Source organism: Leucothrix mucor DSM 2157 (assembly GCF_000419525.1).
Lineage (GTDB): Bacteria > Pseudomonadota > Gammaproteobacteria > Thiotrichales > Thiotrichaceae > Leucothrix > Leucothrix mucor.
The window spans coordinates 846,589-861,150 of sequence record NZ_ATTE01000001.1 but is presented as its reverse complement, the minus strand read 5'-3'; the positions used below and the strand labels follow the sequence as shown (position 1 = coordinate 861,150).

Annotated in this window: 10 protein-coding genes; 4 read left to right on the top strand and 6 right to left on the bottom strand. The window is 46.1% G+C overall.

Annotated elements, in window-relative coordinates; genetic code table 11:
* Positions 1-114: 114 nt before the first annotated feature.
* Positions 115-1,926: a SulP family inorganic anion transporter gene (locus tag LEUMU_RS24495; protein WP_022950950.1), complete on the bottom strand. Its 1,812-nt coding sequence runs from the start codon at positions 1,924-1,926 to the stop codon at positions 115-117.
* 210 nt (positions 1,927-2,136) lie between these two features.
* Here LEUMU_RS24495 and LEUMU_RS0103810 point away from each other — a divergent pair, with 210 nt between their 5' ends.
* Together LEUMU_RS0103810 and LEUMU_RS0103805 are read left to right on the top strand one after the other, a co-directional pair.
* The gene (locus LEUMU_RS0103810; protein WP_022950949.1) at positions 2,137-3,111 is read left to right on the top strand and encodes an SLAC1 anion channel family protein; all 975 of its coding nucleotides are present in this window, start codon (positions 2,137-2,139) and stop codon (positions 3,109-3,111) included.
* Positions 3,112-3,177: 66 nt separating this feature from the next.
* Positions 3,178-4,638, top strand: coding sequence for a cobyric acid synthase (locus LEUMU_RS0103805; RefSeq protein ID WP_040503944.1), 1,461 nt, complete (start codon positions 3,178-3,180; stop codon positions 4,636-4,638).
* Positions 4,639-4,720: 82 nt separating this feature from the next.
* On the opposite strand, the gene LEUMU_RS24490 is transcribed toward LEUMU_RS0103805, so the two are convergent.
* Positions 4,721-5,611: a hypothetical protein gene (locus LEUMU_RS24490; protein ID WP_022950947.1), complete on the bottom strand. Its 891-nt coding sequence runs from the start codon at positions 5,609-5,611 to the stop codon at positions 4,721-4,723.
* Between the two features lie 467 nt (positions 5,612-6,078).
* Here LEUMU_RS24490 and gapS4a point away from each other — a divergent pair, with 467 nt between their 5' ends.
* Positions 6,079-7,020: a GapS4a family protein gene (gene gapS4a, locus LEUMU_RS0103795; RefSeq protein ID WP_022950946.1), complete on the top strand. Its 942-nt coding sequence runs from the start codon at positions 6,079-6,081 to the stop codon at positions 7,018-7,020.
* Between the two features lie 5 nt (positions 7,021-7,025).
* Positions 7,026-7,868: a hypothetical protein gene (locus LEUMU_RS0103790; protein WP_022950945.1), complete on the top strand. Its 843-nt coding sequence runs from the start codon at positions 7,026-7,028 to the stop codon at positions 7,866-7,868.
* 303 nt (positions 7,869-8,171) lie between these two features.
* Here LEUMU_RS0103790 and LEUMU_RS0103785 read toward each other — a convergent pair whose 3' ends face one another.
* The 4 genes from LEUMU_RS0103785 to LEUMU_RS0103770 all read right to left on the bottom strand — a co-directional run bounded on the left by LEUMU_RS0103785 (position 8,172) and on the right by LEUMU_RS0103770 (position 14,510).
* Entirely contained in the window at positions 8,172-9,623 is a 1,452-nt protein-coding gene (locus LEUMU_RS0103785; protein ID WP_022950944.1) for an RDD family protein, read from the bottom strand.
* Entirely contained in the window at positions 9,623-11,323 is a 1,701-nt protein-coding gene (locus LEUMU_RS0103780) for a molecular chaperone HscC (RefSeq protein WP_022950943.1), read from the bottom strand. Before LEUMU_RS0103780 ends, LEUMU_RS0103785 begins: the two co-directional genes overlap by 1 nt.
* Before the next feature lie 91 nt (positions 11,324-11,414).
* Positions 11,415-12,554 carry a methyltransferase gene (locus tag LEUMU_RS0103775; RefSeq protein WP_022950942.1) on the bottom strand — a complete coding sequence of 380 codons (1,140 nt, stop codon included), beginning with the start codon at positions 12,552-12,554 and terminating at the stop codon, positions 11,415-11,417.
* Positions 12,555-14,510, bottom strand: coding sequence for an acetoacetate--CoA ligase (locus LEUMU_RS0103770; RefSeq protein ID WP_040504125.1), 1,956 nt, complete (start codon positions 14,508-14,510; stop codon positions 12,555-12,557).
* Positions 14,511-14,562 lie beyond the last annotated feature (52 nt).

Sequence of the window (14,562 nt, the reverse complement as noted above, 5' to 3'; positions counted from 1 at the left end):
TGCATTTAAACAGGCAACGAGTTTAGTGTAGGTTAAACTCGCAGCCCGCGTACTGATATTCGTCAAACAATTCGCTGATTCATACCTTATCAATGAGGGATGTCGCCTCAGTAATCAATCTTCCTTATTGTAGTCTTCCAGCGGAATTTCAACCGGCGGCGTACCACCCTTCAGTGGTGGCAACTCACACTCATCAAAGACCCGGAACTGACAGTTCTGACAAATTTCATGATCCAATGCCACGGTCGTAATCTTTTGAATGGCGGTCTTTTTCTCATCAAAGAAGTACTGACCACCAATATGCTCATCGAAATGGCCACGATGAATAAAGTTATTTACCTTTGGCTTTAGCTCAGCAAAATACAGCCCGCCTCCCTTTTCTTGTAAGCGGTCGGATTCCTGCTCAATCATCTCCGCGCCAGTCATATCGATAAAATTGATACCGGTTCCGATGACCAAAATATGCTTAATGCCCTGCTTTTCACTGATGTAGTGGAAACGGTTTTGAATGTGATTGGCCGAGCCAAAGTAGACCGACATGTCAATACGCAACACTTTTAGCTGTGGGCATTCCTGCAATTGATTGGCACGCGAGTCACGTACCAGTGTGCGCTTGCCAGTATCTGGGTCACGATCTGGAGCCATGCTGACTACATCAGGAATGGAAGTACGGGCGAGGAAGATCAGTAGTGAGAGTAAAACACCTAGATAAATCGCGAACTCCAATTCCAGAAACAACGTGGCAAAGAAGGTCGTTAGTAAAATGCTGGTTTCTGAGCGGCTGGTTTCAAAGATCTTGCGAATGGTCGCGATATTTACCAGATTGTAAGCCACCACCAAGATAATGCCGCCCATCGCAGCGGTGGGTAAATAACCCGTCAAAGGCGCAACCAGCAGAATAATCAATGCCAGAAAAACCGCTGCAAAAATCGCAGACAGCGGAGTTTTAGCGCCCGCAGCGTAGTTAAGCCCTGAACGCGTGAAAGAGCCGGAACCTGCATAACTGGAGAAGAAACTACCGACAACATTCGATAAACCTTGTCCAAAAAACTCTTGGTTTCCGTCAATACGCTGATGCGATTTTGAAGCAATCGCGCGGCTGATTGATACCGCCTCAATCAAGCCCAGCAGTGCCACAGCAAAGGCTTGTGGAGCTAGTGTTTTAAGACTACTGAGTGATAAATCAGGAGATGATAGCGGCGGTAATTGCGCCGGAATTTCAGCCACAAAGTTAATGCCCACACTCTCGCCGCCAATCGCAATGGCCGCCAGCGAACCGATCACCAGCGCAATCAACATATTCGGCAGTCTGGGCACAAAGTACTTCAGCAATACTGCCACCACCAGCGTTAGCATACTCACCGCAAAAATATAGGGATTGCTCTCTGGCAGCTTGTGAATGATCTCAAACCAGGTATAAACAAAGGACTCGCCACGCGCCAAATCCAGCCCCAGCACGTATTTCATCTGGCTACTGGCAATCAAAATCGCCGCACCTGCCGTAAAGCCAACCACGACCGTGTGCGAGACAAAGTTAACCAGTACACCCATTCGCGCCAGTGCAAACGCCAGCTGATATACCCCCGCCAAGAAGGTGATGGTTAGCGCATTTTGAATGTATAACGGCGAGCCAGGCTCAACCCCATTGGCACTCAAAGTGGAGAAAATAACAATCGAGATAGCGGTGGTCGGCCCTGAAATCAGATGCAAGGATGAGCCAAACAATGCCGCAATAATCGGCGTTACCATCGCCGTATACAGACCATACTCAGGCGGTAAGCCTGCGATGGTTGCAAACGCGACCCCCTGCGGGAGGACGATAACGGCACCAGTAATGCCGGCCATGATGTCTGCTTTTAAGGTATTGCGATTAATAATCGGCAACCATAAAGCGAACGGAAAAAGGAAGTGCAACAAGGCGTTCATGATTATTGTAATTGCTTGGCGGTAAAGCTGGATTAGTCTACGCCAATTAATTAAATATAGAAGTGCCAAAAACAGATAAAGCATGGTCCACGGTTGAGAATTTTTTGATTAAATATTATTTATCTAATTTTTTCCGGTTTTTGATTTGTCGCAATTTTCGCATTTGGAGCACGCGGTATCATCCAGCTTTAATCTAATTGAGTAATCACTATGAACACCCCGTCGGAAGCGCAATCCTCACTTAAGAACATGCCGATTTCATTTTTCTCGGTGGTGATGGGACTAGCTGGGACAACCATTGCATGGGAGAAGGCGCAACAGGTGTCGGGCGTCCACCTCGGTTATCTATCAGAAATATTGCTAGGTATTGCCAGCTTAGTATTTGTTATTTTAATTGTGATGTATTCACAGAAATTCATTAAGTATAAAACGGCAGTAATGGCTGAATTACAGCATCCGGTTAAATTAAGTTTTTTCCCGACGATATCAATAAGTCTGTTGCTACTATCAATTGCGCTTATCCCCATTAATATTGGTATTTCCCAAGTATTGTGGATGGTAGGTTCTTTGTTGCATTTGATTATGGTGCTCTATGTGATTAGCACTTGGATGCATCAAAGCCAGTTTCAGATCCAGCACATGAGCCCCGCGTGGTTTATTCCGGCCGTGGGCAATGTGATCGTACCCATTACGGGCATGTCGCTGGGCTATGTGGAGATCTCGTGGTTCTTCTTCAGTATCGGCATGCTGTTCTGGGTGATCTTACTCACCATCGTGTTTTACCGGATTTTGTTTCATGACCCGATTCCAGCCCGCTTGCTGCCAACCTTATTTATTTTGATCGCACCACCAGCGGTTGGCTTTGTGGCGTACCTGAAACTCACTGGCGGTTTGGATTCATTCGCCAGAATTCTGTATTACGGCGGCTTATTTCTAACCTTGTTACTACTGACTCAGTTGCGTCACTTTATCAAACTGCCCTTCTCGCTGGCGTGGTGGGCATACTCCTTCCCGATTTCAGCGATTACGATTGCCAGTTTTGCAATGTATGAGCAAACAGAGAAAGTCATGTTTGTGTGGATAGCCGGTGGCTTGCTGATTTTATTAAGTAGTTTGGTCGGCTTGCTCTCCCTGCGCACTTTGTTAGCCATTTCACATCATGAGATCTGCACCGAAGAGCACTGACTATTGACTCATTTGGGAGTAACACCCACACTCAGGCACTAACTCATCACACAGTATTGTCTGCGCATGCCTAGTTCAAAAATCCTCTCTCCCCTGATGATTCAGGGCTGTACGTCAGATGCCGGAAAATCCTATTTGGTTGCCGGCTTCTGTCGTTTGTACGCCAACCGTGGCATTCGCGTTGCGCCATTTAAAGCGCAGAATATGAGTAATAATGCCGGTGTGACGCCAGAGGGTGGCGAAATTGGCCGCGCGCAATTGTTACAGGCACAAGCCGCTCGCATTGCGCCAGATGTGCATATGAATCCGGTGCTGTTAAAGCCGGAAGCCGATTCACGTTCGCAAGTGATTGTATTGGGCAAGTCTAACCCCAAGCTGCAAGCCATCCCTTGGCAATCGCGAAAAATGCATCTCTGGGAAACGGTTAAAGATAGCTTGGCACTCACGCAAGACCGCTACGATCTGCTGATTATCGAAGGCGCAGGCAGTCCTGCCGAGATTAATCTGCGAGCAGGCGATATTGTAAATATGAGCGTCGCTCTGCAGGCACAAGCTAAAGTGCTGCTAGCCTCTGATATTGACCGTGGCGGCGCATTTGCCCACCTATTAGGCACCTGGCATTGCTTAGCGGAGAATGAGCGCGCTAAGCTGATTGGTTTTATCCTGAATAAATTCCGTGGCGACGCCAGCTTACTAGGCAATGCGATGGAGTGGCTGGAAGAGAAAACGCAGATTCCCACACTCGGCATTGTGCCCATGCTCAATCTGCCGCTGCCGGATGAGGATGCCTATTCTCATAAAACGGTGGTTAGCCACAATACCAAACCTGAAATTGCGATCATTATTACGCCCTATATGTCGAATTTCGATGAGTTTGATGCGTTAGTGAATGAGCCTGCGGTACAGGTTAATTTTGTGCGTGAAGTGAGTGATTTGAACCAAGTGGCGGCGGTTATTCTGCCTGGCTCCAAGCACGTTAGCCATGACTTAAACTTTCTAAAGCAACAAGGCTTTGCTGCAAAAATTCATCAGCTAGCGGCACAAGGTACTCAGATTTTAGGGGTTTGTGGCGGCATGCAAATGCTTGGAAAAACCTTACTTGATCCGCATGGTTTGGAAGGTGGTTATACGAGTGATGGATTAGGGTTACTGGCCATAAGCACCACACTGGAAGCCATTAAAACCACGCAACAAACTCGCGCGACTTTGATTGAATCCGGCGCGCAAGTTACCGGCTATGAAATCCATCATGGCAAAACCACTGCCGACGCGGGTACTAAGCCCTATTTGCGTAATCAGCAAGGTGATGTCATTGGCTATGTGCAAGGCAATATTGCCGGAATGTATGCGCATGGGCTATTTGATAATGGCGTGTATCGACAGGCCTTTTTATCTCGCTTAGGTGTAGAGGCTGAAAGTGGCGAGTGGAGTGATCAGGTTGATGCCGCGTTGAATACACTGGCGCTGCACTTGGAAACCCATTGCGATATGAATGCAATTGATCGGGCCATTGGGTTGATTGACTAATACCAGCCCTCAATGTTGCAGCGGTTTGTCTTTATGACTTCCAGTTATAAATAACCACTTAGGCTTATTTTAGGGCTTCCAGCTATAGCCACTTAGGCTTATCCGGAGCGACATGATATGTATTCAAACGCACCCGCCAGCCGGGTAACCAACGCTGCTCATTTTTCTCAGGTGCTGCATTTTCCACACGTCGACTTAAAACATAATCAGCAGCTCGGGAAAACTCTTGCAAAGCCTGCTGCCCCGCCGGAACTGCTTGCATATTTTCCAACACTTGCAGCAAGCCCCAGCCTTGGCCATTGTAACGCTCGGCCATTACCGTACCTTCGCCCTTAAAATTCACATAGTCCACTAAGGGATACAGCCCACCAGAGCTGGCCTTCATGGTATTAAAGCGATTAGTGATTAAAGCGCGGCTTTCAGGGTTGACTGCGCTGAGCATTGTCGGCAGCGCCTTATCCAAGCGTTCAAATAAGAAGGTCGTCTGTAAGTCGGTGGTATCCAACAATAACTGCTGTAATTCCCGGAATCTTCGACCGCCTCTGTCCTGCTCCATCTGCTCTCTGCTATTCCACAATGAGCCGATTTGAATCTGGCGAGACAACCAAAGAGGCACTTGCGCACCATTAGCCTGAAGATGGCGAACTAGATCGGGAAACGCCTCTTTAAAGCCCTGCTTTTCTGCTGCCGGATACCAAATAAAGTGACCAATTCCAAGCGATGGAAAGGCCTCGCTTGGACTCCAGAAGATTAAATTCTCAAGCTTGCCACCGGTTTCGTTTTTATAGATTTTCTGGCCTATGCATTTTAGCTCAGTTGTACAAGCAGGCTCACGGTCCTTATATTCCCGATTGATTGTTGTGCAACCACCGATGATCATAACCGCCAACAACACAAACACTGCTGAGCTACGAATAGGTTTGGTGAGCGACCATTTTTTCAGCTCGGCTAACAGGCTTGCATGTTGGAACATAGATAGATTTCCACCGTAGTATTTAGGCGTAATGATAGTTTATTTTTTCTTGGACTTTTACCGACAAAAAGCAACCGCGATTGCTGCACGGCAAAGCACCATAGCAGCAACCGAACAGTCATAGCTTTCATTCCTTACAGTTCAGCAAGAATGTTACTAGCCCCTGATATTAACTGTGGTGGCACACTTCCCCACTTATTAGGCAAAGCACTTGGTGCCATTGAACAGGAAATAATCGCACGCCACTCATAGGACCTATCCTGAATAGATCCCCTAACGATGCCAGCTTATTGGGATCTGTGAATGTATGCAAATATTCGGAAAAATCGCAAGACTCGTATGATTCATTTGATAATGATCTGCACTAAGGAGTGAAGGCTATTTTGTAAATATTTCAACCTAAATAACATTAAAATATCGTAGAATACAAGGCTAATTGAATATCTAATGATTATGGGATTTGACAAATGAGTGGTGAGGGATCTAAAAGCTCAGGCGAAATTGGTGAAAAAATAGCATCGAAGTTACTTGATAAAATTGGCTGGAAATTATCAATGCACAATGTGTCGATTCGATGCAATACATCTACCCACTTGAACGAATCCAACAACCAGAAAAAAAGCCACGGAGAAGACCAGATTTTTGTCTATGACGATCCTTTTCATGATGAAGTAACTGAATTTGTTCATGTTTCAGTCAAGAATACAAAAAACCCTTATCCAGCAACCCAAGATGCAATTAAGAAAAAAGTTAAGGAGGATATGGACGAACTTCATGAAATTATTGAGTGTGCAAGGTACAGTGAGGAACTCTCCATCATAGAGGATCAGGTAAACCCCAAAAAATACAAAAAACACTCAGGCTTATTAGTTTTTTTGAGTAACCACATTGATGAATTGGAGACTAGTCTTCGCCCCTCGCTTGCCAACATGAGACTGAACAACTCGAGCAGTACCCCTATCTATTTAATAGATAATGCTCGTGCATCATTTCTTCTACAAGTAATTGACCACCTTGATAAAGAGTGCAGTACAACCGGAAAATATGAATTTTACTATCCAAACTTAGGAACTGCTGTTTCAGTAGACACTGAGCCGAAGGGCTCATACCTACCTCTAGGAATGATTGCATCAGACTTAGTAGTCGCCATAGTACAAAAAGACAAAACAAAAGAGATGTTCCTTTACTCTAATGATCCGTTCAGTGATGACTCCTATAAAAAGCTTATAGGCTATGGTTTAAGCTTCTCAAGAGGCCTAATTGACACAATCAAAATAGGCATATCAAATTTCAATCCCACTAAGGACATGGAGGATGCAACTAGAATTCGTCTAGCATTTCAAGATAGAAATGAATCGGTAACCCCCTTTTCACTAAGAAGATCTATTTTAGACCTTGTCCAAGAGTAACCATCATGCCTAATAATCTAGACATTAGTAACACCATACCCACTGGCTCAGAACTTCGTACTTTACTAAACAGTTCACATATTTCTCATGGAGAGATCAACTCAGCCCTAAAGGACAAAGGAATCTATGTAGGCAACTCAAGTAAAAGCATCACTGTACCCTTGCTTTCATCAACCCTAATCACTGACACTGAATTTAGAAAGCTACTGGATAAATCACTTGACCGCGAATCTAAGCCAAAAAACAAATTTTCTAGCCTTGACCTATGTAAAAACGACTCCGATTGGACAACTCCGCTGAAGTCAGCCTTTGACCCGGATAAGTTCGATCCATGTGTGGATATGGAGCATGTAGACTTCAAAAGCTTTCCAAGGTTTGTTGTAAACAGCCCAAGCAAAGCAACTATAAAATACACAGTTCACCGTAGGGATATCAGTCAAGACTTGGTTAAACGTGATTTGATATTTCATGGAGAGGTAATAGTTGAAAAAACAGGCAAAAACCTTAAACTTTATGTCTCATCGGAACATACCTCAGTGGAAACGGGCATCATTAACAGCCGAATTATTTCTCACTTATCAAAAGAGCTAAAAAGCTGCGGCATTGTAAGCAACTCAGAGCCTGCAAAGATTACGTTTGGCCTATTCACCAACAGTCAGCGAATTTTGTTCTTTAAAAGACTGACAGGCGGTCTTGGTAAAAACCTAGTTCTGGGCGACGTTAACACTATAGAAGTTAGCTTGAATAAAGATGGTATTGAGCTTCCAGATACACCACAGATTGCCTGGATGAAAAATACGGTCAGCAGAGTTCAAATAGATGGTGACAGAATTAATGATATATTTTAATCAATGATCACAGCTACTATGATTATTACTATATTCTTAAAATGGAAATAAATTACAGCTATACCCATAACGCTAATCAAGGGACATGCAGGATTAGCTTTCTCTTCAGCGAACTTGGGAAAGACCTTAAAAGACGAGATGACTCCGAACTTTGCTTTGAAATTTCACGAGTTACTTATAAAAACAAGGTAAATCAAAAATCAAGACAACTCATACACAAGAGTCTAACAAAAAATGTCGAAAAAATGATTCTACAGAATTTCAAAAAAACCGTACCAAGCTGCACTATTGTATAGCTGCAATCTACTTAGGCCTTTGCACAACATAGGAGCGAGTCAACAGATCCTGCAAGATCTCCGAACGCCACCATGCCAGAATCAGATTGATAAACACCACTAGCTTAAAGATCACCACGCAAAAAGCCGTCACAATACTGCGTGATAAAGCATGGATAAAACTAATCCTATCACCCCGTCGGTCAATCACTATCAACCCCATCACTCGCTTGCCAACGGTCGCTTGTGCAATTGAAGACTCTTGCAGTGGAATCGCCAACAAAACATAAGCCGCAAACCACCACACTAGCATCTCTCCGACCATGTCTTTCATCCCCAGCAGCTCGGCCAAGGGATTAATAAATAACAGCGGAAGAAACATGATGACCATATCAATCGCAAACGCCGCCCCGCGACGATAGTAAAACAGTTCACGTTTGATTTTACTGCGCTTATTAACCCGCTCAGCTTCCTCCAAATACGGAAAAATCGCGTTTAGCTGGCTGCGGCTGTAATGATACTCATATTCCTGCCACTTTTTATCCCAGCCAAATAGCTCATTCAGGTAATTTAAAACGGGTCGTTTTATGTATAAATGCTTCTTTTGTAAGGAAACATCATTGGCCTCTGCCACTGCCTCAAAGGCTTTATCAGAGATCGCTTTACGAAACTCCAGATCGCGAAATGATGATAGCTCCTCAATGAACTTCCAGCTTTGAAGCTCCGCACTTTGCTTAGGTGATGCAATGATCTCTTCAAGCTTCTCGCAGAATACCGCCCAATCTTCTGATAGGTGATGCTCTTGATTACGAATATCTTCGAGCAATTGTAGCTCTTCAGGGCTAAAGTCATTGGCGCTGGGAGCAGGATTTGGGAAGTGCTTTAGCGCGTCTTCAGAGTCATCCGACCTATCCGACATAACTGATTGAAGCATCGCCGCAAGCTGAGCGCGTTCATTAATTAACTCAGAATCAGAATCAGAATCAGAATCAGAATCAGAATCAGGCAAAGCTTTAGGCTGGGTTGCTGTATCTGCAAGCTCTGAGCGAGGCGCAATTTGAGATTCCGCCTGCCGCTCTGTTTGTGGATTTGGATGAGATGTATCAATGCTGTCTTCGGGCGTTGACTCAACGGCAGTAACACTTTCCGCCAAATCAGCATCTTGCTGCAGTAAGCGACTATCTTCCTTCAGCGGTTCAATATCTTCCTGCAGCGGCTCAATATCTTCCTGCAGCGGCTCAATATCTCGCTCATACGCTTCACGCAGTTGAGCTTGTGGCGAGATCATCCAGTCATTTTCAGCATCATCACGATACTCAACTGGCACCCAAATCAATGCGGTTTTATAAGCCTGATGCAGTCGTTGAAACGCCTCAGCATCATCATCTGGCCGGGTCGTTTTTAACTGCTTCGCATAAGCGATTTTAATGGTTTTCTTATCTGAGTTCGGCTCAATGCCGAGTATTTTCCAGCAATCCATTAGAACAATCGGTCTTGTTCAAGATCATCCAAAAACACACAAAACTCATCCTGCGCATTGCTAATATCCCGAGCATTTTGCTTTTCCAGCACGCCTTCAAACCATTTCAGGCTACTCTGAATCATCTGCCGCTGTTCTGATAGACGGCTTTCAAACAAGCGCTCAGCCCGTGCAATCAAGAGTTGATTGGTCTCTTCTTCACGCGGATGAAATTTTAGTTTAGAGAGTTTTTCACGCGAGGCGGCCAGCTCTTTTTCAGAAAGCTCACCCGGCGCATTTTGAATCATTTTGTAATAGGTTTCGCCCGTGCTTAATACCTTAATATCCACTTCCAGCAAGCCATTCATATCATAGCTAAAGCGTACTTCAGCGCCTTCATGGCCCTTCTTACTTTTGGGGACTTTTACGGTGATTGAGCCCAGTGAAATATTGTTTTTTACAAGCCGGCTTTCACCTTGGTAAATGGTAAATTCCAGCTCTTGCTGCTTGTCATAAACGGTAAAATAGCTCGCTACCCGACTGGCTGGCACCACGGAGTTACGCTCCAAAATCGGGCTAAATAAATCGCCCTGAAGTCCGGCAGTATCCGCTTCATTTAATACGCCAGTGCCCAAGGTATACGGACAGACATCGGTCAGTACCACATCATCCAGCGCTTGATCGCGCGCTTTTAAACCGGCCTGAATGGCAGCGCCCATAGCGACAACCAAGTCAGGATCAATATTCGCCATCGGCAAACGTCTAAACATTTTCGCCACAGCCGAGCGCAGGCTTTGCATACGGGTTGCGCCACCAACCAGAATCACATCATCTAAGTCTGACGGGCGTAAATTTGCATCACGCAAAGTGGTTTCGATCGGCTGCTGAATTCGGTGCAGTAAATGCTCGCTAAGCTTAGTAAATTGCTCACGACTCACCGTGACCTTATCCGTTTGCGAGTGCAGAATAGGCTCAATGGTGACGGATTCCACGGTATTAAACTGGCGTTTTACCTGTTCCAGTTTGCTGCGAATTTTCTGCAATTCACTATGGCTTAATTGTTTACGATTAAGACTGGCAGCCTCTAGGTAATGGTTAACCAGCACTTCCAGAAAGTCCTCTCCACCCAGGAAATTATCACCGGAGGAGGCATGCACTTCCAGCACGCCGGAGAAATATTCCATGATCGAGACATCGAAGGTGCCGCCGCCCAAATCCAGCACCATAAACTGCGCGTGTTCCGGCTTTTCGTGCAAGCCATAGGCAATCGCTGCCGCTGTCGGCTCATTCACCAAACGCTCTACGGTCAAGCCTGCCATTTCACCAGCTTGCTTGGTGGCTTTGCGCTGCGTATCGTTAAAATACGCCGGCACGCTAATCACTGCCTGAGTCACCGTTTCACCTAGGAATTTTTCAGCGTCTTCCTTGAGCCTCGATAAAATAAACGCAGATAGCTCAACCGCCGTGTAATCCTTACCACGCAGGGTGAGCGACTTGTGGGTGCCCATATATCGCTTAAACACGCTGGCAGTGGCTTGCGGCTCGGTAATCGAGCGCTCTTGTGCCACCTTACCAACATGCACCTGATTGTCAGGGTCGATATACACGACTGAAGGGGTTAAAAAATCCCCAAGTGCATTGGGGATTAGTTCTGCTTTTTCGTTTCGCCAGACACCGCAGGCACTGTTTGTGGTACCCAGGTCAACACCTAATATTGTCATTTATTAACCACTTGATTGGGATAAGTCTCTACACCATCAGTATAGCAAAGCCTACGAAAAGCACCGGATCTTCTAATAGTTTGTCAGATAATTAACGACGAACTGCACTTAAGATCAGGAATTTCTTATTAGAGGTCACCGTTCGGCAGTTACCAAAAATGCGCTTAAGCTTGTCGACATAGTCCAGATGACGATTCGCCACAATCCAAAGCTGGCCGCCTTTAACCAAACAATTGCGACTATCCTGAAACATCTCCAACGCGATCTGATCACCAATCACATGCTGCTGATGAAACGGTGGATTACACACAATTAAATCCGCCGATTTTTCAGCCGTGGTTTTCAAACCATCTGCGACTTCAAAGCTCGCGTCATTCAAATTCTCAGGGAAGGCTTTCAGATAATTCGTCTCGGCTGAGGCAATCGCCATATACGACTCATCTAAAAAACGCAGCTGTGCGTTTGGCTGTTGCTGTTGTAGCTTGAGCCCTAACACGCCATTACCACAGGCCAGATCGATAATCTGCTGCGCGGCTGGAATAGATGAAAGCTGAGACAAGAAAAAGCGCGCACCCAGGTCCAAATGCTCACGAGAGAACAAATTGGCGTGATTGATTAGCGGCATCGCTATTTCAGGATCGGTATAAGTCGAGGGATACGGCGATTTAGGTGCCTTTAACGCCGGATCAAGCTGGCAGAAAATCAAACGCGCCTTTTTCTGAGCCAATGAAGTAGTCAGTGGACCGATAAATTTTTCAAAGCTCTGGAAGGCAGAGCGTTGCAAATGCTTGACCATACCCGCACCAACAATCACAGTCTCCGCTGTAATGTGTGCGCGTAAATGCGCCAGCTGGTCATCCAATAATGCCGTGGTTTTCGGAATCTTAATCAGCACAATATCAAAGGTGCCTTCAGGTTCTTCCGTCGAGCATAATACCTGCAAAGGATGCGCTGCTTCATTCTGGCGCAGATTTTCCTCAGCCGCCAAATGGCTCAGGCTGGAGTCCGACCAGCTCACCGGTTGGTACTCGCGCAGGGATACGCTTAAAGCACCAAACGCGTCATTCACCAATAAAATGCGAGGGGATTTGCCTTCAAACAACTCCGGTTTTTCAGACAAATGTTGCAGCAGATATTCATCTGCGGCGTCCCAGGCTCTTAAGGTTTCTTGCTTACGAATAGGCCAGCGTATGAGTTGCGCATCACCAAATGGCGACTGTAGAATTTCCATCTAAGCTTGTAGCTCCGGTAGGTCTTTAAATAAATCGAGCGCTTCTGGATTAGCCAGCGCAGTTTTGTTTTTCACTTCGCGGCCATGCACAACATCGCGCACCGCCAGTTCCACGATTTTACCACTTGCAGTCCGCGGTAATTCGGCAACTTGAATAATTTTAGCCGGCACATGGCGAGGGCTTGCACCGGTGCGGATGGCTGTTTTCAGGGTTTTCACAAAGTCATCGTTCAAAGTGCCATCATTAGTCAGCACCACAAACAAAATCACCCGCACATCACCATCGAACTGCTGGCCAATTGCCATTGCCTCTTTAACTTCAGGAAATACCTCTACCTGACGGTAAATCTCAGCAGTACCGATGCGCACGCCACCAGGATTTAATGTCGCATCTGAACGGCCATGAATAATCACGCCGCCGGTTTCAGTAATTTCAGCTAAATCGCCATGTGCCCAAAAGCCCGGAAATTTATCAAAATACGCTGCTTGATAACGTGAATTGTCATCATCATTCCAAAAGCCAACGGGCATACAAGGGAATGCCACGGAGCACACTAACTCGCCTTTATTATCAGCAGCTGGCTTGCCATCGTCATCCCAGACTTCAACCGCCATACCCAAACCACGACATTGAATCTCACCGCGATAAACCGGCCCTGTTGGATTACCCAATACAAAGCACGATACGATATCCGTACCACCTGCAATCGAAGCCAAACACACATCAGATTTGATATGGTCATACACATAATCAAAACTATCTGGCATTAGCGGCGAGCCGGTAGAGGCAATGGTGCGAACCGTACTTAAATCATGCGTGTCTTTAGGGCTAAGGCCAGATTTTTTCAGCTCATCAATATACTTAGCTGAAGTACCAAAGAATGTCGCTTTTTCAGCTTGAAGATAGTCCAGCACCGCTGTTTTTTCAGGCGCAAAGGGCGAGCCATCATAAAGCAATACCGTGGCTTCTGCTGCCAATGCAGAAACTAACCAATTCCACATCATCCACGTACAGGTCGTGAAGTAGAAAACGCGATCGCCGGGCTTGGCATCGCTGTGTAATTTATGCTCTTTTAAGTGCTGCAATAAGGTGCCACCCGCGCCATGCACAATGCACTTTGGCTTGCCGGTCGTACCACTAGAAAACAGAATATACAGCGGGTGATTAAATGGCAGCTGCGCAAAACTAAGCGGCTTGGCAGGATACTTTTCTAATATCTCTGACCAGCTAATACCCATCGCAGGCAAGGCTTCCAGCTTGACATAAGGCACATAGATAACCTGTTTAACTGATGGCATGGCAGCGGCTAACTCTGCCGCTTTCTCGCGCACATCAATCACTTTGCCGTTGTAGTAATAGCCATCACAAACGATCAATACGGTTGGCTCAATCTGGCCAAAACGATCCAGCAATCCTTGTGCGCCAAACTCCGGTGAGCAAGAAGCCCACACGCCACCGATCGAGCTAGTCGCTAACATGCCGATAATCGCTTCCGGCATATTTGGAATCATCGCCGCAACACGGTCGCCCTCACCTACACCACTGGCTTGTAAACACTGCGCCAGTGAAGAAGTCTGCGCATGCAAATCCGCCCAGCTCAGGCGATATTCCAACTTGTCTTCGCCACGAAACACCACGGCTTCGCTATCATCATTACGACGCAATAGGTTTTCTGCAAAGTTCAGGCGAGCTTGTGGGAAAAATTGTGCCTCGATCATTGGCGTTGCATGTTCCAGCGTAATCTCACCACGCTCGCTGGCAATCACCCCACAGAAATCCCAAATCGCATTCCAAAAATCAGCCGTCTGCGTCACCGACCACTGATGCAGCGCCGCGTAATCTTCCAGCGCCAAACCGTACTGCTGATTCACCCACTCGATGAAATGCTGCATATTGGTATTGGCAATAGTCTCGGGAGAAGGCGTCCAGAGGAGGGAGTTGTTCGCTGATGACATAATGGAAGACCCTGATTTCTGTGGTTCGAAGCCCGCCATTGTATAACGCTTT